Origin of the sequence: Chamaesiphon sp. VAR_48_metabat_135_sub (assembly GCF_031418915.1) — a bacterium.
Classification (GTDB): Bacteria; Cyanobacteriota; Cyanobacteriia; order Cyanobacteriales; family Chamaesiphonaceae; genus Chamaesiphon.
The window spans coordinates 1-23,725 of record NZ_JANOJV010000063.1 but is presented as its reverse complement, the minus strand read 5'-3'; the positions used below and the strand labels follow the sequence as shown (position 1 = coordinate 23,725).

Genomic DNA, 23,725 nt, shown 5'->3' with positions numbered 1-23,725 from the left:
AAATAAAATCTAGATTGGTTTAATTCCAATTAAGAGGGCTAGTTCTAACCATTTCCAGTAGCAGTCTACATCGTCAAAGCCAATCTCTCGAAGATACCCTAGTTGGGTTTCGACATCCAATAATTTATTTGATGGATCTTCATTTTCAGGGGTATAACCAATTTTATTTAGAAATTGAATGTGAATCTTTTGATTGGGTGATGCGACGTGTTCGAGATTGGCAAATACGCCACCAGGAGTTAATAGATCGAATATTTCTGTATATAGAGATTGCTTACGATCGTGTGTGACGTGATGAATGGCAAAACTTGAAACGATCGCATCAAATTTACCCATGTTTGGCAAAGGATCGTCTAAATTATGACTGATAATTTCGATCGATCTATCATCCTTAAATCTCGCTTGTGCCTGTTCGAGCATCACTGGTGAAAAGTCTAAAGCAATTCCGGTAGCTGCGGATCGATCGATCTTGAGTAATGCCATCAATCTCCCATCTCCCGTACCTAAATCGAGAATTCGTTTAGCAGTTTTGGGGATGTAGTCTAGCAATACAGCTTCGCCCTCGGTTCGATGGGGAATACTATCTGCTTTGGCTAGATATCCTAGTGCGTGTTCGGTTGTAGACCATAAGTTCACCATATGCTTGTGACGTTGAGGAATGGTTGTTGCCCTATATCACTACTATAGACAAGACTATTTGTGCTTGTCCAATATATATTAGGCAAAAGATTGATACTTTAAAAGTCTTAATCGATCTGTAGGGGTGTCATTAATCAGTCATACATGTTGTCGTGGTGACAATACATATGCATTATCTTCTTTAGCTATGTTCTGCTAAGATTCGATCGATGACACTTTTCAAAATATTCTCTTATCGTGCCTCAATTTTCTTTAAATCGCCTGATTATTGCTGCTCGAACTGGTAATTTAATTAGTTTTCCTACCGATACAGTGCCCGCATTAGCAACACTTCCAATCCATGCAGAATTAATATTTCAAGCGAAACAAAGAAGTCAAGATAAACCACTAATTTTAATGGTGGGTGAAGTAGCAGATATCTGGCAATTTACCAAGGGAACAGAACAAGAACTTGAGATTTGGCAAGCAGTTGCCGATCGATATTTACCTGGTGCTCTAACGATGGTTTTGCCTGCATCCGATCTTCTCCCAGCAGTTATGAATCCACTCGGAGATCGCACAATTGGTTTACGTGTACCTGATTGCAATATCGCTCGCTCGATCCTCCGCCAAACAGGTGCTTTAGCAACTACTAGTGCCAATTTGTCTGGAGCACCACCACTACTAACAATGGCAGAAATTAGTCATAATTTCTCTCAAGTTTTCACTCTAGATACCGATCTAAATACACCAACAGCAGGACAACCATCGACAGTAATTGAATGGACTAATTCTGGCTGGAAATTACTCAGACAAGGCACAATTAAATTTATCGAAACTGACTAACTCCTAAAACCTAACGCCTAAAGCCTGATTTAAGACAAATTGCTGATTGTGGTATTTGATTATACCAAGCTAAGATTGACCCCATTAGACTTACATCCATAGTCAATTGCCCAATGCCCGTAAATTTTCAGTTACGTAGACGAGCAAAAATTAGCTACAATGGGAGGCTGTGCCATCATTTTAGGCACAGTATTCAAGTAGGAGGTTTCTATGTCTCGCGTATGTCAACTGACTGGTAAAAGAGCCAACAATGGGATGGCAGTTTCTCACGCTCACAATCGCAACAAAAAACTACAGCAAGTTAACTTGCAGTGGAAACGGGTGTGGTGGGCAGAAGGGAACCGTTTTGTCAAGTTGAGACTCTCAACGAAAGCAATCAAAACCCTCGAAATTAAAGGTTTGGTAGCAATGGCAAAGGATGCAGGTGTCAACCTCAACAAATGCTAGATTCTTAGATTCCCCGCTGGGGGATCTGGCTGTCAATTTGTTGTATACAATCCAGCCCCAGCGATTTCAGATGTTTCTTCATTATCGATTCAAACGGCGATTCATCGACCGCTCTCAGGCTCAAGCAGGAGGGTTTACCCTCTCTGAGGTTATCGTAGCAATTTTGTTGACTACCACCTTTGTTGCCGTCGCTATGCAAGGGATGGTGATAGCGATGTTGCTCAAATCTAAATCCCTGCAGATAGCTGAAGCTAATCAATGGGTACAGGCAGATTTAGAGCACATTCGATCGCAAATAACTCTCAGTCAAATCCCGCTGAATATCAATCAGGCGCGATGTCACCCACTCAGTAGCGATGTCGGTTTTGCCGATTTAGTCAGGGATAATTTAGCTGGGAGCAATATTACTGGTAGTGCTAATTATAACCTTGCTGCTCTGGTCGAGATCAGTCGCACGGGCAAAACTTTTCAAATTGCTCGTACTGTAATTATTCCCCCAACACCCGAAAATACTGAAGCCAAAATTTTGGGAATTCAATATACTGTCGCTCCTAGCAATGGGGGTGATTTAGAGCAGCCAATTCTCCACTTTTACACGGAGGTAATGCCTGATGCTGCACTCCAATGTCAGTAAGAAGCTCGGCTTTACATTAATTGAATCATTAATTGTGGTCTCGATCGCGGGTATTTTAATCGCGATGGCAATTCCTAGTTTTATCGCCGCCCAAAATCGTGCCAAGTTAGCTCAAGCAACAGATCTCGTTGTGGCTAGTCTTCAACAAGCGCAGCAAGAAGCCATCCACCGCAACCAAAGTTGTACGTTGACTCTAGATAAGATCGATCGTAAGATCCTCGGACAACAAGGCTGTTTATTGTCTGGCGATCGAAATTTACCAGATGCGATCGATCTCGATTATACAGGTGGATCTGGAGATATTCAATATGGAATTCGTGGGAATACGACTACTAACAAATCTGTGGTTTTAGTAATTAGAGATAGTCCTACTAATACTCGCTGTTTGACAGTATCTGCACCGTTAGGAATTATTCGGTTGGGTAGTTACGATCTTAATAGTAATACTTGTCGCAAGTTTAGTAGCTAAGTGGTGAATAGTGAATCAATATAAATTTTGGTGTTTGGCTAATTATGGTTAGATCGAATTTAAAAGTATGCTTAAAATATTATTTAGCAATTATCAGAAATACTAATCGATTAGACAATAAAAATTGTCATGAAACTGGATTTGCAGTACCTTTGGCTTTGGGATTGGGTTTGGTGATGATTATTGTTGCGGCTAGTATCATTGGACGTTCTCAAAACGATCGAGATACCACTAGCTTACAACGAGAAACTAATCGAGCACTGAGCGTATCTGAAGCTGGAGTTATTCGAGTGCAATCTTTTCTCGATCGACACAAAATGTTAGCAAGTAAGAATCTAAACCAGTGGTCGAACACACTAAACAATTTACCATTATTACAGGCAAATTGTAGATTAATCGATCTTACTTCAGCCCGACCACAAACAGGACTATTTGAAGATAGTACTTGGATCGATCTAGATAATGGAGATCGGAATAAAGGTAGATATAAAATTGTAGATTATCAATACCAAAATGGCATCGGTAAGTTAACTGTTGCTGGAGCAATTGATGCTTATAACACTAATCAAAATAGTGCGAATAGTACTCTGAGAGTAGAAATACCAATCGGTAGTGAATCCGCCAGAATATCCCCACCAGCAGTGTGGGCAACTACATTTAATCTGAGTGCAAATCAAAAAATTACTGGACAAATTCAAGCAGTAGCTTGTCCTCAATTGCCGCTGGCAGATCCCGACGGTATTGCAGGTGTCGATCTCAATAATATTGCCCTGATTAGTGGCGTACCTAGCGGACAAATTATTGCCGATCCATTTACACCTTTGCCTCTACCAAAAACTGCACCCAATAACGCTATTTTATTGCCAGCCATTACCAGTTCCATTACACTCCCTCGAGCAAATCCTGGCGACATACCCGATGCAAATGGAGAGTATCATTACTTAGTAGATCTAGATAGCCCTAGCTCTAAACACTCGATTAAATTGCAGGATATCGATCGAATCACAATTAATGTAGCTGCTAATCAGAAAATCAATCTTTATCTCAAAGGTAATCTAGATTTTGGTGGCAGTCAAACTGTAAATGTCAATCTGACTCGTCCTAATTTACGTATTTATGGTAGCTCCCAAACTGTCAAATTAATTGTCAAAGATACTGCTTCAATTACCGCTTTTATTCATGCACCACTAGCCGATGCTCAAAGCATTAGTGCCAATCCCCCTAATCCCAACAAAAATATTACTGGTGCCCTGTGGGTGAAAAGTTGGGATTCTGCAACTAGCCCGAATGACATACCGATTATCCAATCAGGCGATTGGTCGGATTTTGGCATCGCTAAAATAGACCAGCCATCACAAATAAGTTCGATTAGCTATTGGCAAAGAGTGGGAAATTAGTGAATGGTGAATGGTGAATAGTTGATAGTTAACTAAATAAAATGAGATTCAAAATTCAAGATCGAGATTGTGCAGAAAGGGGATTTACTTTAATTGAATTACTCGTTGCTTTAGTAATTACGGGGATAGTAATTGGGTTGACAGGCAGTGGGTTATATGCGCTGATGAATGCCAACCAACGCAGTCAAATCGAGACGACAGATCGACTGGAACTGGGGCAAGCATTAGCTTTTATGACTGATGAGATTAAAATGTCTCAACAAGTTATGACTAATATTCCCTCACCATATACTGGAATTACGAGCTTTAATCCAGCTTCGGGAAGTAGTCGAATCCAACCAATCTTGGTTTTAAATCCAGCCCCAAATAGTGGACTAACTAATCCGATTGTTTACTATCTAGCAGATCCACCTAATAGTAGTGTCTGGCTGGGACCGAGAGTAATTTATCGATGGGGGCCGACTCTGTTGCAGAATGGGAATTATAGTGATGGCAATGGTCTTGATGTTTCTCAAATTCCAAGTGGTTCGCCTGTCGCATATTATAATGAGGTTTTAGTAGATCGAATTAGCGATGGAGTTGCGGATCAAGCTAATATTGCTTGTGAAACTAGCTATAGTTATGCAGCACCTAGTATCCTCGATCGATTGGGATTTTATGCCTGTATTGCACCAGACCAAAAATCAGTAAAACTGTGGATGTATAAGCAACCAAATCCATCAGCAAAAAGTCAATCTGTTAACGCCTTAGTAGTAACTCGCAGTAATTAAAGTAGTGGGAATCGTAATTAGTGAATTGCAACTTAACATTATCTACGATCATGCCGAAAATATTTATCCAGAGGAATGCTGTGGTATTATATTAGGCGCAATAGACCAATTTGGTAAATCTGCTGTCGAAGTTATCCCGACAGTTAATGCTTGGGTGAAACCCGAACTAGTTGACGATCTAAGTATTGTTGAGGAGATAAATCGAACGAAACACAGTCGTTATACGATCGCACCAGAAGATATTTTTAGAGCACAGAAACGAGGACGAGATCTCCAGCTTGAAGTCATTGGCTTCTTTCATTCTCACCCCGATTATCCAGCAATACCATCTACTTGCGATCGAGATCGAGCATGGGAAATCTATTCTTACCCGATTGTTTCAGTAATACAGGGCAAAGTTAGCGATCTCAAAAGTTGGGTATTAGATAACAAGGGTGTATTTCAGCCAGAACAGATTCAGATCGACTAACGCTGATTGGTGTTCGGAGTGAGCGGATCTAAAATTCGATTTAATACTCGTAACTGATCTGCTGTTCCCATACAAATCAACATATCCTGAGCCATAATAATTGTCTCCCCGGTTGGGCCGACAATCAGACTACCATCTCGCCTTCTCACTGCCAATACTAACGAACCAGATTGAGAACGTAACCTCGCTTCTCGCAGCGATAAACCAGCTACTGGACAAATTTCTGCATCGATGAGAAACTCCTCCAGATAGAAAGATCGATCGCTAGCAACAATCCCATCCATAAAATCCATCACCTGGGGTCTTAGAGCTGCTGCGGCCATCCGTTTTGCCCCAGTAATATAGGGGGATATTACTTTATCTGCTCCAGCACGTTGGAGCTTTTGAACGGCTTCCTCGTTACTTGCTCGCGCAATCGCCCGAATCTTGGGATTGAGGGTTTTGGCAGATAGGATAATATAGAGATTCTCGGCATCAGAAGGTAAAGCCGCCACCAGACAAGCTGCTTTTTCCACACCCATCTTCAGGAGCGTTTCATCTAGAGTTGCATCTGCTTGGATCGCATTATATCCCTCCATTTGAGCTATGCGCACTTGTTCGAGACTAGCATCTGCAATCACAAAGGTTGTCGCTTCAACTGCAAATTCGGCAGCAATTTGTCGCCCAATTCGTCCAAAACCACAGATGATAAAATGTTCTGCTAAAGATTCCACGAGTTTTTTTTGTTGTCTGAGTCTTCTACCTTCTATAAAATAGCCTTCAATCAGAGCTTCCGTAAATCGATTGACAATATAACCAATCGTAATCACCCCAGCTAAAATTAAGGCGATGGTAAATATCCGCCCCCGATCTCCCAACGGTTGAGTTTCGCCATACCCTACTGTCGTTAGGGTAATCACCGTCATATATACTGCATCTAACCAGTGCCATTTTTCAATGAGGCTGTACCATAGTGTTCCAGTCAGAAATACTAAGGATAGGGCAAAAACACCCCGCTGCAGATCGTTTCTAATCCGAAGATATTTTTGTTCGACAGAATCCATGAAGATGTGGGAGCGGGAAGCGGGTTTGATGGTGCTATCTCTGGGTTATAAAAGGAAAAATCGTACCGTAAATCAGCAACTCCAAATTAAATATGGGTATCGCTGACTCGATTTAGTACAGCAATACCCATATTATCGATTAGTTTTTACTAGCCACTAGCTAATAAGATTACAATCCAGGAATATTTAGTCCACTAGTGAGTAGTTCCATCCGTTCGCGCATGGTGGCGGTGGATTTCTCATATGCATCCATCATCGCATCGAGTACTAGTTGGGAGAGTTCTTCAGGACTCTTGCTAGCAGCATCAGCTCCGATATTGACTCTGCGGGGTTCTTGGTTCCCACTCAGAACCACGGTGACATCGCCTGCTTGTCCTTCAATTTCCATTTGCTCCAGTTCTTCTTGGAGCTTTTTCGCATCTTCTTGTACTTGTTGAGCTTTTTTAAAGGCATCAGCAAGTTCTTTCATTTTACCGAGACCGAAGCCGCCAAATCCTTTTCCCTGAGTCATAATCTTTTAATTTTTAGTCAGTCTAAACAATATCTCATCTTACCGGAGTGGGTAAATTCGGGGGTGAGGGTATCCGAATGGGGGGTAGGGAGTTGATTAGTACCGTTGAGTCTACTTATTTATGGTACCCAAACAGAGATCGAACCCCCTATCCTCTATTCCCTATCCCCTATTCCCTAATTTAGAACTCACCAAGCATTTTAACTTCTGGTTCGAGTTCGATCGAGTGTTTGGCCTTAACTTGGCTCTGGACATAGTAAATCAATGACCTAATATCACTGGCAGTAGCATCTTGACGATTGATAATAAAATTAGCATGGAGCGTAGAAACTTCGGCATCGCCAATGCGATAACCTTTGAGTCCCAAACCCTCAATTAGGGCGGCTGCATGTTGGGGGCTGGGATTGCGGAATACGCTGCCACAGCTAGGTCTGTCGTAAGGTTGGGTGCTGTGGCGTTTTTCTAAGTCGCGAAACGTACGGGCTTTGATGTCTTCAGGATCGCCTGCTGCTTGCAGTTGGAATTTGGCACTCAGTACTAGTTGCGAGTCACCTTGGAGCTTGGAAGTCCGATAGCTATAGTTTAAGTCTCGATTGGTGAGTGTCTCGATCGATCCGTCCAGATTTAACACTTCTGTACTAACTAAAATCTCTTGAGTACTATGTCCGTGCGCCCCTGCATTCATCACTACAGCACCGCCTAGAGTGCCTGGAATGCCAGCCGCCCACTCCATTCCACCCCAACCCCTTCGAGCTGCTTGCCAAGCCAGGCTAGCGACCATTTTACCCGCATCTGCGGAGATCGATCGAGTCTCGTTGTCAAATTGAGTATTGACATGACGCAAATGGCGAGTACAAATTACTAAACCTGCTAAACCTCGATCGCTAATTAGTAAGTTAGAACCAGCTCCGATGAAAGTAATCGGTAAGCCATTCTGCCTAGCCCAAGCTAGACCACTTTGTGTCTCAGCCAAAGTGCGGGGTTCTAGATACCATTCGGCGGCTCCACCTACTTTCCACGTTGTCAAACCTTTGAGCGATACAGCCAACCTAATGGGGCAGTCAGTGGGGATTTCCAGCTCTGGATAAGTATGGACATCGACTTCTAACGACTGCTGAATCCGAGTATTTACACTGGGGGAACGATCTTGAGAAAGTGTCATGGTGGAAAAGTAAAGAAGTTTGTTAAAGCCAGAAGAACGTTACCAGCAAACAGAAATTGTTAGATGTAGATAGTCTAGGATTAAGCAATAGAGCTGTCGTTACCGCACCATCGAGTCAATAAATGACATTGACCACAGCTTAATTGCTTAATTAGGGATAATCTAGCACGATGATACACTAAACACCGAGAATTAGACTACAGTTTCTGTTTTTTTGCTGTTGGAGGTACTAGTTCGATAAAAATCTACTAGATTAGGAATAATTTGGTTGAGATTACCAGCACCCAGGCACAAGCAGATGTCACCCTGCTGGAGATTTTGGGTCAGATACTGGGATACAGCTTCGAGAGTCGGTTGATAGCAAACATTTGGATGATGATGTCCGATTTCTGCGACTACTTTTTCGCCACTAATGGCTCCGGTATTTGTCTCTCCCGCACTATAAATATCTGTAATGATTACTAAGTCGGCATCTTTAAAAGATTGGGCAAACTCAGCCAGAAATTCTAAGGTGCGGCTGTATCGGTGGGGTTGAAAGATGGCTACGACTCGACGCTCGGCACCTACTCGCAAGCGGGCGGCACTGAGTGTGACCAGGATCTCACTGGGATGGTGAGCGTAGTCATCGATAAAAGTAATACTATTCTGATAACCTCGAAGTTCAAACCGTCGTTTGGCACCATCGAAGGTCGCTAAACCAGCGGAGATCGATGGAAAGTCCAAGCCAATCTTGCGACCCACCGAGATCGTCGCTAGAGCATTACTCAAGTTGTGTTTGCCTAACACCCCTAACTCTAGTGTGCCCAATAATTTCCCGTATTCATATATTTGGGCAGAAGTTCCTGCCGAATGATAATTGATATCGCTAGCTGTATAGTCAGCAGCTTGTCCAGGCTCGACACTGTAGGAAATCGTCGGTTTAATCCGCTCGCGAACGATCGTACAATCTACCGATCCGATCGTGATTTGACATTGCTGCTTAAATATGGTAAAGACATCAATTACCTCTTCAAGATTTTTGTAATGGTCGGGATGATCCAGTTCGATATTGGTAATCACGCCAATCTTAGGTGAGTGTTTGACGATCGAACCATCAGATTCATCGACCTCAGCCACAAAATATTCACTATTACCAACTCGGGCATTCCCATCCCAAGCAGTCACCTCGCCACCTACGACGATCGTCGGATCGACTCCCGCCGCTACCAACATATAGCCAATCGCGCTGCTAGTAGTAGTTTTACCGTGGGTACCCGCCACCCCGATACTCGAATATTCGCTAATTAATGCTGCCAGTACATCCGATCGATGAAAGATCGGACAGCCTAATTCTAGAGCCGCCGCAAGTTCCCCATTCGTTTTACCGATTGCTGTCGAACAGATGACTTGAGGCGTAGAATGACCGGATAGATGATGCTGAAAATACTCTAAATTACTGGCATCCTGCTTCAGGAAGATGTGCGCACCTTCGGCTGCCAACTTTTGGGTAATATTAGTCGATCGCAAATCGGAACCAGAGACAGGTAATCCACGTCGTGCCAGCACATAGGCAAGTCCTGACATGCCAATCCCCCCAATCCCGATAAAATGAATCGGACGACCACCAAAATCAATAGAATTACCCATAATACTTCTTCACCAGCCAGATAGAACAACCCTTCGTAACAGGCGTTATCATACCAATAATTGTTTGTTTTCGATCTAAATTTGTCTGCATCCTTCGACTGATTAGTGTCGTTGACGAAGTTTACTCTTTGAGTACAACACTTTGGAGTAAAAAATCGCTTTTGATGGAATAACTATACCAAATTTCACCAATTAGTCCAGAACTTTAGGCAAAGTTACATTCTTTTGGTACCAAAAAGACTAAGTATTAACCGATGTTGTTAGTGTGGGGAGGGTGAAAGGGGAAGGGCTAAAAAGCATCTCATCACATTTTGGACACTCGCGCTGGTCAATAGTAAAATAGAAGCATGAGCGAGAAAGAAAAATCTGACAGTATCAAAATTGTTGCCGACAATCGGCAAGCGCGTTTTCTGTATGAGATCCTCGAAACTTACGAAGCGGGGATTGAATTGATGGGAACGGAAGTAAAATCTATTCGCCAGGGCAAAGCTAACCTGCGCGATGGGTATGGTTTGCTGCGTAAGGGTGAAATTTGGCTGCTGAATGCCCACATTTCCCCTCACACTTCTACAGGAGCATATTTCAACCACGAGCCGACACGCACTCGCAGAATGCTGATGCACAAGCAAGAAATCCGCAAGCTGACAGGTAAAGTCGAACAGCAGGGATTGACATTGGTGCCGTTGAAAATGTATCTCAAACGGGGTAAGGTGAAGGTCACGATCGCGCTAGTCCGTGGGAAGAAGCTTCACGATAAGCGGGACGATCTTAAGAAACGAGATGATAAACGGGATATGGATCGAGCAATGAAACGAGGTTAGGGACGTGTAATTTAATCGAGTACCAACAACCGATCTCTAAAAAATATTGGTACTCGATCGAAGATAGAGTCTCTGGCTCTGCTGCTATTTTGGGGAAAATAGTGCAATTAAACATCGATCGTGCCTTCTTCCCCTTTCAATTCAGATTAAATTATCACCATAAGTACGCGAGAGCCGTGTCGATGTTATTTTTGATCGACCGAAATTTTTCGTGCCCAATACATTGTATTGCTCATTTCGAGGAAATTAGTATTCAATATTACGATATTTTGCGGTTGACAGATTGAAGCGGAGATCGAACGACAGATAAGATGTGAATGTAAACATAAGACAATAGTTTCTCGATCGTCCTAAATTCAAGAAACTTACTATAAGTACGTTTGTGACCAGGAGATCGACTCAGCTAATATTTGCCGTATTTCGATCGAAATATTTATTCTCCAAGCAAATGTTTCTTAGATTTGGTAGTATTCTTTGCAGTTGAGTCAGTGTGTGTAACCTATTTTAATATCGATTTAGTCGATAATTAAATCGCATCTTATCGAGATTGTAGAGTGCAGCGGTAAGCTCTGAATAGTATATAGGCAAGAGAATCTGTCTTCTTACCTAGACAAGTAAAGTAAGCTTTGGAACGCCAGCATCTACTTGCATTGCACTAGATTGCATTTTTTATACAAATATTATTTCTAATGCACTGTTGACAAGTATTGGAATTCAGATGAGAATTTGAAAAGATTATTAAAATCTTCCTTTTTCCAAAAAACCGATCTTTTTTAACTAAAGACGATCGAGAAACCCTTGCGACTCATACAATTTTTTTAGATTCGTTCTATTAAATTTTTAGCTTTATATAGTTGCAACAAAAGGCACAAATATCTGAGATAGAAAGTAAATTTCGATAACAGGAGTTATTTTTGTATGTCAAGTTTTCAAATCGAAACCACTTTAAATCCAATTAAGACTGCCAAGACTGCCAATCTAGCCCAAGCAATGGTTAAAGCTAATGTGGCTTTGCAAAATAATTTTAAGCCATTTTCGATCGAGTTCTTTCGCCAGTGTCTTCCTGTTGCTGAAGCAGCAGATAACATCGAGCGGTATTTCAATCGTGCAATTCAAAATCCGACTGGATTGTACATGTTCTTCCAGCGTTATACTTATTTCAACGGAGATACTTCCGCTGTGATTTCGCGACTCGCTAGCTCGATTGCGATGTCGCGCTATCTCTTCAACGATCCTACTGTTCTAGTCAGAGAAGAAGCAGATCGCGGATTTTATTTATCTGCGAAAGTAATGGTTGCCGCTTATGACGAAGGTACGAATGATGGTGCGCCTCATCGTACTCTCGCTCAACTCTTGCTGCGGACAATGGCAAACTATGCAAATCTGTCGATCGACGAGCAGAATCAATTTGCAGATGTACCAGCATGGTTGACTGAGATTTGCAATGGGATTATGACAGGCTATGCTGGTGTTCCTGGTGATGCAGCAGCCTTAATTCGGAGCATGGGATTCCATGCAGCTTCGGAATTGTTTGGCGATATCGAACATGGATTACTCGATAAAATTGTCCGTTACGATAACGCAAATGTCGGTTTTGATGCTTTCTTACGCAAAACTCCTCCGACTGAACTTTGCGGACATCGTTACCAACCTTGGTGTTATGTATTGGTTCATGCGAGCCATGAAAGTGCTGCTGGTGTGGAAGCCTCGCACTTTGACTGTGTGATGGATGCTTTAAATCTCATGGCGGATTATCGTCCTGAATCCAAAGAGCAAATTATGGAATGGGTGTTTGAAGGTTTCGAGCAGTTCATGACTTTGGAGCAAGATATGTTCAAACGTGTTGACGAAGAATCTCAAGCTTTTGTCAAGCGGTTAGTTAAAGAGCCTGCTTTAGTTTAGGAAATACTCGTAAATATATCCCCGACTTCTCGAAGAAGTCGGGGATATTAGCTACTCTACGAATCGAAAAATTAAATCAGCAAAGGAATATCGATCTTGAATTGGCACGCGATCGCAGGTATGGCATCGGGTATTGTGTTGCTACTGGGAAATATTCCCTACATTATTTCGATTCGGCGCGGGGCTACTCGTCCAAATCTAGTTACATGGGGAATTTGGACGACGATCGGCTTTATTTTATTGGGTAGCTACCAGGCGATTGGTGCTACAAATACGCTGTGGTTGCTAATTTCCCAGGTAATCAGTCAATTCGTTATTACCATTTATGCGTTTAGATATAGTCGAGGTAGCTGGACTCAGTTAGATCGAATCTGCTTGGCTGGAGCTGGGTTGAGTCTACTATTGTGGTGCTGTTCTGGATCTCCATTAGTGGCATTGTTGATGAACACGGCAATGGATTTGCTGGGGGCGATCCCCACGATTAAAAAAGTTTATTACGATCCAACTTCCGAAGATCTCCGCGCCTGGGCGGTCTATTTTGTTGCAGCAGTGTTGAATTTACTGGCGATCGAGAATTTTTCGTTATCGTTTGTAGTTTTTCCGCTGTATTTATTCGGGCTGAATTTTGTTTTCCTTATACTACTTACTCGTCCTGCTCGATCGTCAATTAGGGTATAGAGAATAGACGGTTAAGAAATAGACGTTGCTGAATAATTAAATAAATATCGATTGAATCGGCTCTAAATTTATCCTGAATCAATAAACTGGTACCAATAAGGTACCAGTTTTTGTAGTTATAATCGAGTCTTCAAACTCGATCGACAGATATCGATCGGGCAAGATGCAATGGTATTATTCTTTCGAGAATTATTGTGATATCGATCGCAGTCTATCTGATTTACTTGTGGATATTATTGAGTAGATCGCTCATCGAAATATATGATCTGTCACACTATTGACAACCATTTGTCTACGTGTCAATATTGAATTCTAAGTATAAAAAGTTACTTGGCATGTGAGCCGGAAGTCTTTTAAATAAAAGATAGCCGATAAAATCTCTTACAAAAGTAGCATTTTTTAACACTCGAACTGAATTGTTCAGTTTCGGCTAATTGCGTCACACAAGCAGCTAAAATCGTCACCCCCCATTTCCAGAATAGGAGTTATTTTCATATGTCAAGCTTGCAAACCAAAACTACTTCAAATTCAGTTGAGATCGCAAATTTAGCACAAGTAACTATTAAAGCTAATATAGCAGTGAAAAATGGTGTTAAACCATTTTCTGGAGATTTCTTTCGTCAGTGTTTTGCTGTTGCTGAGGCTGAAGAAAAGATCGAGAACTATTTTAATCGCGCTATTCAAAATCCGACTGGATTGTACATGTTTTTCCAGCGGTACACGCATTTCAACGCCTATACTTCCGCTGTGATTGCCAGATTGGCGAGTTCCATTGCCATGTCTCGCTATCTGTTCAACGATCCTAACGTTAAAGTAATTGAAGAAGCAGATCGCGGATTTAATCTGTCGGCTAAAGTGATGATTGCTGCTTCTGATGAAGGTACAAATGATGGTGCGCCCCATCGTACCCTCGCGCAACTCTTGCTTCGCACAATTGGAGATTATGCCGATCTGTCGATCGATGAGCGCAATCAATTTGCGAATGTACCCCTGTGGATGACTGATATCTGCAATGGCATTATGGAAGGCTATGCTGGTGTGCCTGGAAATGCCGCATCTTTAATTCGGAGCATGGGATTTCATGCCGCTTCAGAATTATTTGGCGATATCGAGTATGGATTGCTCGATAAAGTTGTCCGTCATGACAACAAAAATGTTGGTTTTGATGCCTTTTTGCGCAAAACTCCAGCGGCTGAACTCTGCGGACATCGTTATCACCCTTGGTGCTATGTGTTGATCCATGCGAGCCATGAAGGTGCTGGTGGTGTGGAAGCTTCTCACTTCGAGTGTGTGGTTGATGCCTTAAATCTGGTCGGGGATTATCGTCCTGAATCCAAAGCGCAAATTATGCAGTGGGTATTGGAAGGTTTCGGACAATTTATGAATTTGGAACAGGATATGTTTAGCCGAGTTGATGAAGAAACTCAAATCTTTGTCAAGCAATCAAAGCAATCAGTTAAAGAACTTGCTTTAGTCTAGTGTCGGCTGGACTTCGTTTCGAGATCTAAATGCCCAAACCCCCTGAAAAAAGGAGCTAAGATCGTACTCTTAGTTCCTTTTTTAAGGCTACCCTGTATACATAAGACAGGGGGATCTCCAGGGTTTATGCCTAACAAAAATAACTTTTCAAACACCCTCTTACATTGCGATCGCGATTAATACAGTAGTTCAACAATGATACCTTTTGAGATACTTCCAACTTTTCAATAAGTCGGGGGTATATTAGATTTGGAAGGTTAAATCAGCAAAGGAATATCGATCTTGAACTGGCACGCAATTTTAGGGATGGCATCAGGCATAGTTTTGCTACTCGGAAATATTCCCTACATTCTCTCAATTCGGCGCGGGGACACCCGTCCCAATCGGGTGACATGGGGGATCTGGACGACAATCGGGTTTATCTTATTGGGAAGTTCCTATTCGCTTGGTGCCACCAATACACTATGGCTACAAATTGCACAGGTAATTAGCCAAGTTATTATTACTTTTTATGCATTTAAATATAGTCAAGGCAAATGGGATCTTTTAGATCGAATTTGCCTCGGTGGTGCAGGATTGAGTCTATTGTTATGGTGGCAATCTGGATCGCCGTTAGTGGCACTATTGATGAATATTGTCATGGATACACTTGGTGCTGTACCAACGATTAGAAAGATTTATCACGATCCAAAATCAGAAGATCTATTATTTTGGGTGATGTCTTTTAGTTCAGCTATATTAAACTTATTTGCGATCGAGATTTTTTCTTTTTCATTTGTAGTTTTCCCGCTTTATCTATTTATTTTGAATGTTACGATCGTGACACTACTTACTCGTCCTAAATGGTCGCGGATCGGCGGATAGGAGCGAGGAAATCGGGAATAGAAGAAAGACTAGCAAAAATCTACAAGGATCTTGCTGGTTTTTTTGTGTCGAGATCTTTAACTAGATAATACCCAAACCTAAATTTTGAGGATGATGAAAGATCCAGTGCTTCGATGGGTAATCTAGAAATAAGGACAGGTTTAGTACTAGAAATATGAATCGACTTATTGCCACAGCAGATCAGTTCTCGTTTCCGGCTCGGGAACTACCACAACAATTGCTCGGACACATTCAGAGTAGCAAAGTTGGGTATTGGGAACATAAATTCGATACTCATGCTGAGAGGCTGGTAGGTCAAGACCAACTCTTGCATTGGAACTTAGGTATCGCCAATGGTCAAATTCTGTACTCAGGCGATCGCTTGTGGTCGGTGCAGAGCTTGATGAAAGTTGTCTATAGATACATCGTCTATACCCGTAATGAGTTGGTCAGGCCGAGATTTGAACAGCTTAAGACCAAGGCTGAAGAGCAAGCACTCAGTCCAGCTCAATTATTAGCCGAGATGAAGAGAATTGGTCTGATTGATGACGATCGACTGCTCAAGGCGATGAAAACCAAGATTTTAAACGATTTAGATATTTACTTGCTGATGGGTAACGGCAATGCTAGATTTATTCCCGATCGAGATTTGGCGACTCAATTGCCGCTAGCAGGTTTTAGCCCGATTACGCTACTGGAAGAAGCCAAGCAACGGCAGTTACAGTGGGGGAAATTACAGTCCCAAGTGCCCTCGATGAATCTCATTCCCGTCCTAAATCGACAAGCAATAGAGAAATCGAATCTACCGGATGGACAGCAGCAGCGGATTGAAAGTCTGGTTAAATCTCAACAAACGCTAAATGAGATCGCCGAGGAGATGGCGAAAGATACTTTAGAGATCGCTGAAATGTTTGCCAAACTGGCGAAAAATGGTTTGGTCAGTTTTCAACTACCCAAAAAAAATACACTTTCACCAATTATGGCGATCGATGATTCGCCGATGATCTTATCACAGTTCCAGCATTGGGTTAAAGGGTTGGGTTATCCAGTTGTCATCTGTCAACAGTCAGAAACAGCTCTCGCTCAAATTGTGGAGATCGAGCCAGCCGCGATTTTTATCGATATTAACATGCCAGGAATTTCGGGATTTGAGCTTGTCAAGCAAATTCGTCAACAACCTCAATTAGCGAAAATTCCGCTAGTCATTTTGACTGGAGAACAAAAACTTGCCAATCGATGGCGGGCACAATGGACTGGGTGCGACTTTCTGACAAAACCTTTGACACCAGGAGCCGTAGGAGAGTTTCAAGTTCAACTTGAGGAAATGTTGCTGAAGCTGGTAGGCACTCCGACAAATAATTATTCACAAAACTAAAAATATCTAATATGCGATTTTTAATTATTGACGATAGTGCAGTAGATGCACACGCTTTGACTTCTGCCTTGCAGACATTGGGGCATGAAGTAGATCGACATGAGAATACTAAAGATGCGATGAACGCGATCGAGACTGGTAATTACGACGTAGTGTTTCTAGATGTGGTGATGCCAGAACAAGATGGCTATAAGTTCTTACGCACAATGCGGCTAAATCCCAAAACAGCAAGTCAGTATACGATCTTGTGCTCTAGCAAAAAAACAACATTAGAAATGAACTATGGCATCCATCGGGCTGGTGCAAATGACTATCTACCCAAACCTGTTAGTCGAGAAACCGTCGAAGAAATCCTCGCAAAAATGCCTGTAACAATCCCTGCTAATTAGGCTTTAGGCTTTAGGCTTTAGGCTTTAGGTCTTAGGCTTTAGGCTTTAGGCTTTAGCATTCAGACACCCAACACCTAATACCCAACACCCAACACCTAATACCCAACACCTAATACCCAACACCCAACACCTAACACCTAACACCCAACACCTAATACCCAACACCTAGACCGATGATTGCCATTCAGACTCCACCAATTGAGACCCAGACAGCATTAGCAGATCGATTTATTTCTACCGAAGTCGAACGCTTTACGCTCGTATTTCCGGCTGTTTGGATTGCAGAAATTTTGCGAATCGATCGATCTGAAATCCTCGATTTACCATTTTACGACCCACTGTTGACCGGAATTATTCACCACGACGGTCAGATCTTACCCCTAATTGCGGCTGCTCGCTTATTAAAAGTCGAAAAATTTGCTCTGCGCGAACGCTTGGTGGTGGTGAGACTCAACGAGACAGCAGGCTCGATCGCCAATATCGGCATAATCATTGATCGAGCCATCGGTAGTAGTACTCGCCAAGATTTACCCGCAGAAATATTTACAGCCCCAACAACTGACACTCCAATGCTACTGATGCATCCAGGTTTGATTCCTCCAGATTTATGGCAACCACGGAGATAGGCTTTAGGTTTTAGGGAGAAAGGGTAAAGGGGAAAGGGAGTAGGGGAGTAACGGAGTAACGGAGTAACGGAGTAGTAAACACCCCAACACCCCCACACCCCAACACCCCAACACCCCAACACCCCCACACCCCCACACCCCCACACCCCCACACTCTCTAGCATCATCACCCTTCTACCATCTAATCCCAATGAATAGCAAGCAGACAGACAACCAAGTACGCGAAGAACAACAATCCCCATCGATTTCCCCGCTAGGACGCATCAAAACTTTGGTACGGAAGAATCTGGTAGGTACGATTACCGTGACAGTCGCGGGTAGTCTGTTGCTGACAGGGGCATCGACTTGGAATATTTGGAGTATCTACAATAGCTTCCAATCGACAGTAACCAAGCAGTTTGAGTTGCAAAAACTCAGTAGCCAACTAGTCTATAACGATGAATATTTCACCATGTCAGCGCGGATGCTGGTGAGTACGGGGGATTTGCAATGGGAGAATCGGTACAGGCAACTGTTGACTCCAGGGGATGCGACCATGAAACAGTTTTTAGCAAAAATTACACCCGAACTGCGAGCAGAGGCTGCTAAAACGAATACAGCCGGCGATATCTTGTTTGCAATGGAAGAAAAATCGTTTAAATTGGTGCGGGAAGGTAAGCAAAAGGAAGCCTATAAAGTTTTGATGGGGCCTGAATATGCTGCCAATAAGAAAATATTTGGTGATGGCAATAGTAAAGTTTTAGCAAAAGTTGAAAATTCCATTAAATTAGAACTTGAAAATTATCAGCAACAGTTATTAATCTCGATCGTGTTTGCGGGTGCAACTTTACCGATCTTGCTAGCAAGTTGGACTTTTGTTTTATCTGCTGTTCGCGACTATATTCGTGACAGACTGGCTGCTCAAATTGAGATCGAAAAATCCCAAACCAGCTTACTTGCCGCGAACAAAGCTTTAGAAGTAGAATCAAAAATTCGTCAAGAGCAGGAGAAGACCGTAACAGAAGAGCGAGATCTCCTACAACAAGATATCGGCGAACTATTAGATGTAATTTGTGAGATTGAGGCTGGTGATTTCACTGTCAATGCGACCGTTAACGGTCGAGCAACTGGACTGATGGGTGATGTCTTAAATCGCCTGGTAGAGCGATTGGGCATAGTTTTTTCCCAGGTATCGATCGAGGCGCAACGGGTAGCCGTCAATAGTAATTTTCAAGAAGAGATTGCGACTGTTGTTGCGGCAAGTACCAGCGCGCAAACTAAGTCAGTCGATCGAGTATTAGGATTGACCGAAACGGTACGTCAGTCTGCTAACAATGCGGCAAATCAGCTTGCTGATACCGACTTGGCATTGGCATCGCTACAGACGGCGGTAACTACTGGAGAGCTGACGGTCGGATCGCTCGATCGAGGCATTGATGTCTTACAACAAGGTAGCGATCGGATCGTCCAGCAAATGAAGGCACTAGGTGAATTTGTCGGACTATCGGATCGATTTGTTGACGATCAAACTGACATTGCGACTCAGACCCAAATTCTCGCTCTGAATGCATCATTGGTAGCAGCTAGAGCCGCCGAACAGCGCGATCCTAAACAGTTTGAATCAGTAGCGCGGGAATTTGAATCGATCGCTGGACAAGTCAGTCAACTGGCACAAAAAACTAATGAAGGATTGACTAGTCTCGAACAACGAAATACCCAAATTCATAGAGTAGTGTCTGATGTCGATGGTGAAGTTCAACGGTTAGGCGGTTTGGTAAATAGCTTTACTCAAGGTGTCAAACAAACTCGTGAAGTATTTGCCACCGTGCAATCTGTAACCGGAAAAGTAGTTAAATCTGGAGAAGTATTAGCTCAAACCAGTCAAACTATTATCGATTCTGCCGACTCCACCGCTCGATCGATCGCCGCAATTGCCACACTATCAGCACAGATCGACGAACAATCTCAAACAGCTCGATCGATCTCCACCCAAATGAACGAGCTATCTGCTGGACTGATCGACAATATTCAAATCTTTAAACTACCAGTGCGACGAGATCCCATAGTTAGCTTACCGATGGTAGTTGAAACACCCGCAGCTACTTCAGCTTCCGATCCCACCGAGGCAAAACCAAGTTATCAACTTAATTAATCGAGGCTTTAGGCTTTAGGTTTTAGGCTTTGGGTTTTAGACCTTAGGCTTTAGACTTTTGTTCTTAACTCAACTTAGCATCTAATAACGAATCCCGAACCCCTAACCCCTAATACCTAACCCCTAACCCCTAATACCTAATACCTAATGAAAAGCAATCAAACAACCCTCCAAGTAAATGAAGGAAAAAACGGTACCCCGCTACAGCAACTCAAAACCTTAGTGCGGAATAATCTAGTTAGCACGATTACCGTGACGATCGCGGGTAGTCTATTGCTAACTGGTATATCAACTTGGAATATCTGGAGTATCTATAATAGTTTCCAATCGACTGTGACTAAACAGTTTCAGTTACAAAAATCTAGTGCTGAAGTCATCTATACAGATGAAGTTTTTACGATGTCAACACTGATGATGTTGAATACAGGGGATGTAAAATGGGAGGATCGTTACCACAAACTGGAACCATCAGCAAATGAATCGCTCAAAACTTTATTAGCTAATGTTACTCCAGAACTACGAGAAGAGGCTGGTAAAACTGATACCGCAGCAACTAAGTTGTTTGAGTTAGAAGCTAAAGCTTTTAAATTAGTGCGCCAAGGTAAAAAAAAGGAAGCTCTAGCCGTTTTGGAGAGTCCTGATTATACTACCGCCAAGAAAATTTTTGGTGATGGTAATGCTACCGTGTTAGCGAAAGTCGCTCAATCGATCGATCGAGAACTCAAAAATTATCAACAACAGCTATTAGCTTCGATTATTTTTGCGGGAGCAACTTTACCAATCTTGTTGGCGGGTTGGAGTCTAGTATTATCTGCCGTTCTCGACTATATTCGCGATCGACAAGCTGCCGCAGCCCTGGCGGTATCGCGAGTAGAACTAGTCAGCGTCAACGAGCAACTAGCCAAAGAAGTAGATATTCGAGTCCAACAGGAGCAACAAATTCGATCGGAAGGCGAACTCCTTCAGGCAGATGTCGCCCACATTCTCGATGTAGTTTGTGCGATCGAAGATGGCGATCTCACCGTTCAGGCAGATGTCAGCGATCGGGCAACTGGACTAGTATCTGATACTCTCAATCGTCTGATTGAGTCACTCGATCGGATTGTTTCCGCCGTAGTAGACACTGCTTTCCAAGTTACCACCGACGCAGGGCAATTGGAACAGGGGGCGATCGAGACAGCACACCAAGCCCAATCCCAAGCCACAGAAGTTCGAGCGGTTCAATCGCTGATGGACAATATTAGTATTTTGACAGCCGATTCTCGGCAACAAGCGATCGCTACCGCCGCAGCAGTACAACAGGCTAAATCGGCAGTCGTATCTGGTAAACAGGCGATCGACGACACCACAGATGGAATTGAGACGCTTCAACAAGGTACTGTCCAAATCATCAAAAGATCTGAATTACTGACCGAATTTGTGGACTTGGCAGCTCAATTTTCCAAAGAGCAAAAACGAGTTGCAGCTCTGACTCGCGTTTTGGCACTCAACGTTTCCACCCTCTCCAGTCGGGCAATTAAAGAACAGAATCCCGCCCAGTTTGCCAGCCTTGCCAAAGAATTTGAAACTATCGCCCGTCAAGTGAACGATCTGGCAACAGATACCAACCATAGTCTCATCTCACTGCAACAACGTACCGATCGAGTCCAAACTGTAACTTCTGGTCTCACTCAGGATATCGGCGATATCGATCGACTAGTACAGAAATTTACAACAGAGGTCAATAAATCTCGCCAAGCATTTGACAATATTCAAACAGTAACCGAAGAAGTCGCACAGATGAGTAAACAAGTCAATAGTTCCAGTCAAGATATTGTGAAGGTAGTGAGTGATACTCTGACAGCCATCCAATCGATTTCCTCCGTTGCTCAAATCACCGAATCCAACGCCAGTATCACTCGCGAGCAAGTACAGTCGATGGGGAATTTAGCCAAAAAACTACTCAAAATGGTTGAATTCTTCAAACTCAATGAATCTCGATCGACACAACAATTACCTACGATCGATTCAGCAGCTCATCAACCGACATCTAGCCAGTTAGCGCGAGTTTAAATTAAATCATCACGATCGGAGATCTTTACCCCACCCCAGCCCTCCCCTTATAAAGGGGGGCTTTCCGGCTCCCTCCCCTTTATAAGGGGGGGCTGGGGGGGTAACACCATCTCCGCCAAAGTCTAGCCGACTGCATACATAGTAGATCCTCAGGAAGAGGGTAACAGCCACTTCATCCCAACTCCCCAAACCCCAATGAACCAGTACCCATCTGACATCGATAGAGCCGAAGCTGAATTGCAGCAAGAGCTGCGCGAAATGTTTACGGTAGATACCCAGCAACATCTAGAAACTTACTTTAGCCTGATCCAACAATTGAATCCACAATCATGGAATGCCGATATCCAGCATCTCTATCGGGCGATTCATACAGTCAAAGGTGGTGCAGTGACGGTAGCGGCGGATGGTATGCTACATGCAGCAATGGTATTAGAAGATCTGCTCTCCGATCTGCGATATCTAGAATCAGCTCCAATGCTTGCCGACGGAGAGTTAGGTCAAATTCTGCTCGAAGCTGGAGAGTTGTTGAGCAGTAGTGTGGAAATTACAGAAACAGGAGCGCAGGCGATCGAGCAAGTGCAGCCAACCGTGAGACGATTAGAGCAGCTACGCGATCGAGTCAAGCAATTATATCTACCAGAGTGGAACGAACTCAAGCAGGTACATCAAGAATTTGCCGAGCAAGGGTTTGACTTAGTAATTTTGGATTTGGAGATCGCTTTATCCAAACTGCCAGATCGGGGATTAGTTTCAGCAGAGACGATCGAAAAAGCTCAAGCGACGATCGCCCAACTAACTCAAATTGGGATAGATTTAGAATTAGCAGAAGACTGGACAATCTTACTTCATGACTGCGAACAGCTAATTGCGAAACCCGATTGTCAATTGTGGGCATCAGTTTGGTTTGAATATTTTGAAATTCTCAAAATATGTGCCAAAAATAGCGGGGAATTCACCAAAATTGAGATCGATCGATTAGATACACTAACAGTGCTCATCCAATCTTGCGAGATCGATCTGTTGGACTCCGATTCAGCTAACCCAAATATCGAGGATCTATCAGGTTCGCTAGATAATTTCTTCTTGGCTGAAGAAATTGAACTCTTACCAGCTAGTGAGTCTAACTTAGAACCAAGTGAATTTAGCGGCGAACTTAGCGGTACATTAGCTGATTTCTTCCTGGATGAAGAAATTGAACTCTTACCAGCTAGTGAATCTAACTTAGAACCAAGTGAATTTAGTGGCGAACTTAGCAGCAAATTAGCTGATTTCTTGCTAGATGAAGAAGTCGAACTAGATGACAGCGAACCATTATCTTTAAGTGTTGAGACAGCCGATCTATTATTGTCAAGACTGCCTTTGCAACAAGAAGAGCGTTTTGCTAATGGAGCGGTTTCGCCACCGCGATCGATCGAG

Annotated in this window: 23 protein-coding genes; 18 read left to right on the top strand and 5 right to left on the bottom strand. The window is 43.0% G+C overall.

Annotated elements, in window-relative coordinates:
* Positions 1-9: 9 nt before the first annotated feature.
* Positions 10-639, bottom strand: a complete 630-nt coding sequence (locus tag RMO55_RS05160) for a class I SAM-dependent methyltransferase (protein ID WP_310424509.1) — start codon at positions 637-639, stop codon at positions 10-12.
* 237 nt (positions 640-876) lie between these two features.
* Between RMO55_RS05160 and RMO55_RS05155 the strand changes: the two genes are divergently transcribed.
* The 7 genes from RMO55_RS05155 to RMO55_RS05125 all read left to right on the top strand — a co-directional run bounded on the left by RMO55_RS05155 (position 877) and on the right by RMO55_RS05125 (position 5,650).
* On the top strand, positions 877-1,464 hold the full coding sequence (locus tag RMO55_RS05155; protein ID WP_310424507.1) for an L-threonylcarbamoyladenylate synthase: 588 nt from the start codon (positions 877-879) through the stop codon (positions 1,462-1,464).
* Positions 1,465-1,674: 210 nt separating this feature from the next.
* Positions 1,675-1,911 carry a 50S ribosomal protein L28 gene (gene rpmB / locus RMO55_RS05150; protein WP_310424505.1) on the top strand — a complete coding sequence of 79 codons (237 nt, stop codon included), beginning with the start codon at positions 1,675-1,677 and terminating at the stop codon, positions 1,909-1,911.
* A gap of 70 nt (positions 1,912-1,981) precedes the next feature.
* On the top strand, positions 1,982-2,545 hold the full coding sequence (locus RMO55_RS05145; protein ID WP_310424503.1) for a hypothetical protein: 564 nt from the start codon (positions 1,982-1,984) through the stop codon (positions 2,543-2,545).
* Positions 2,523-3,014: a GspH/FimT family pseudopilin gene (locus tag RMO55_RS05140; protein ID WP_310424501.1), complete on the top strand. Its 492-nt coding sequence runs from the start codon at positions 2,523-2,525 to the stop codon at positions 3,012-3,014. Before RMO55_RS05145 ends, RMO55_RS05140 begins: the two co-directional genes overlap by 23 nt.
* 44 nt (positions 3,015-3,058) lie before the next feature.
* A complete protein-coding gene (locus RMO55_RS05135; protein ID WP_310424499.1) occupies positions 3,059-4,411 on the top strand; it encodes a hypothetical protein in 1,353 nt (450 codons plus the stop codon).
* A gap of 41 nt (positions 4,412-4,452) precedes the next feature.
* Positions 4,453-5,181, top strand: coding sequence for a prepilin-type N-terminal cleavage/methylation domain-containing protein (locus tag RMO55_RS05130; protein ID WP_310424497.1), 729 nt, complete (start codon positions 4,453-4,455; stop codon positions 5,179-5,181).
* A 4-nt stretch (positions 5,182-5,185) separates the two neighbouring features.
* Complete coding sequence (locus RMO55_RS05125; RefSeq protein ID WP_310424495.1) at positions 5,186-5,650, top strand: M67 family metallopeptidase; 465 nt, start codon at positions 5,186-5,188, stop codon at positions 5,648-5,650.
* Here RMO55_RS05125 and RMO55_RS05120 read toward each other — a convergent pair.
* The 4 genes from RMO55_RS05120 to murC all read right to left on the bottom strand — a co-directional run bounded on the left by RMO55_RS05120 (position 5,647) and on the right by murC (position 9,992).
* Positions 5,647-6,693 (bottom strand): potassium channel protein, encoded by a 1,047-nt coding sequence (locus tag RMO55_RS05120; RefSeq protein WP_310424493.1) that lies wholly within the window; start codon positions 6,691-6,693, stop codon positions 5,647-5,649. The two genes, RMO55_RS05125 and RMO55_RS05120, sit on opposite strands and share 4 nt — an antisense overlap.
* A 169-nt stretch (positions 6,694-6,862) precedes the next feature.
* The gene (locus RMO55_RS05115; protein WP_310424490.1) at positions 6,863-7,204 is read right to left on the bottom strand and encodes a YbaB/EbfC family nucleoid-associated protein; all 342 of its coding nucleotides are present in this window, start codon (positions 7,202-7,204) and stop codon (positions 6,863-6,865) included.
* A 181-nt stretch (positions 7,205-7,385) separates the two neighbouring features.
* Positions 7,386-8,366 carry a UDP-N-acetylmuramate dehydrogenase gene (murB, locus tag RMO55_RS05110; RefSeq protein ID WP_310424488.1) on the bottom strand — a complete coding sequence of 327 codons (981 nt, stop codon included), beginning with the start codon at positions 8,364-8,366 and terminating at the stop codon, positions 7,386-7,388.
* 192 nt (positions 8,367-8,558) lie between these two features.
* On the bottom strand, positions 8,559-9,992 hold the full coding sequence (murC, locus tag RMO55_RS05105) for a UDP-N-acetylmuramate--L-alanine ligase (RefSeq protein WP_310424486.1): 1,434 nt from the start codon (positions 9,990-9,992) through the stop codon (positions 8,559-8,561).
* Between the two features lie 347 nt (positions 9,993-10,339).
* Between murC and smpB the strand changes: the two genes are divergently transcribed.
* The 11 genes from smpB to RMO55_RS05050 form a co-directional block, all read left to right on the top strand.
* Positions 10,340-10,813, top strand: a complete 474-nt coding sequence (smpB, locus tag RMO55_RS05100) for an SsrA-binding protein SmpB (RefSeq protein WP_310424484.1) — start codon at positions 10,340-10,342, stop codon at positions 10,811-10,813.
* Positions 10,814-11,731: 918 nt separating this feature from the next.
* Positions 11,732-12,715, top strand: a complete 984-nt coding sequence (locus RMO55_RS05095; protein WP_310424482.1) for a hypothetical protein — start codon at positions 11,732-11,734, stop codon at positions 12,713-12,715.
* 120 nt (positions 12,716-12,835) lie between these two features.
* Positions 12,836-13,393, top strand: coding sequence for a hypothetical protein (locus RMO55_RS05090; protein ID WP_310424480.1), 558 nt, complete (start codon positions 12,836-12,838; stop codon positions 13,391-13,393).
* 495 nt (positions 13,394-13,888) lie between these two features.
* Positions 13,889-14,872, top strand: coding sequence for a hypothetical protein (locus RMO55_RS05085; protein WP_310424478.1), 984 nt, complete (start codon positions 13,889-13,891; stop codon positions 14,870-14,872).
* A gap of 306 nt (positions 14,873-15,178) precedes the next feature.
* Positions 15,179-15,736: a hypothetical protein gene (locus tag RMO55_RS05080; RefSeq protein WP_310424476.1), complete on the top strand. Its 558-nt coding sequence runs from the start codon at positions 15,179-15,181 to the stop codon at positions 15,734-15,736.
* Positions 15,737-15,911: 175 nt separating this feature from the next.
* Positions 15,912-17,111, top strand: coding sequence for a response regulator (locus tag RMO55_RS05075; RefSeq protein ID WP_310424474.1), 1,200 nt, complete (start codon positions 15,912-15,914; stop codon positions 17,109-17,111).
* Between the two features lie 11 nt (positions 17,112-17,122).
* Positions 17,123-17,500, top strand: a complete 378-nt coding sequence (locus tag RMO55_RS05070; protein ID WP_310424472.1) for a response regulator — start codon at positions 17,123-17,125, stop codon at positions 17,498-17,500.
* A 173-nt stretch (positions 17,501-17,673) separates the two neighbouring features.
* Positions 17,674-18,126, top strand: coding sequence for a chemotaxis protein CheW (locus RMO55_RS05065; protein WP_310424470.1), 453 nt, complete (start codon positions 17,674-17,676; stop codon positions 18,124-18,126).
* A 190-nt stretch (positions 18,127-18,316) separates the two neighbouring features.
* A complete protein-coding gene (locus RMO55_RS05060) occupies positions 18,317-20,257 on the top strand; it encodes a methyl-accepting chemotaxis protein (RefSeq protein WP_310424468.1) in 1,941 nt (646 codons plus the stop codon).
* 147 nt (positions 20,258-20,404) lie between these two features.
* Positions 20,405-22,309, top strand: coding sequence for a methyl-accepting chemotaxis protein (locus RMO55_RS05055; protein ID WP_310424466.1), 1,905 nt, complete (start codon positions 20,405-20,407; stop codon positions 22,307-22,309).
* Positions 22,310-22,504: 195 nt separating this feature from the next.
* Positions 22,505-23,725: Hpt domain-containing protein (locus RMO55_RS05050; RefSeq protein WP_310424464.1), on the top strand; the 1,221-nt coding region annotated here is incomplete at its 3' end.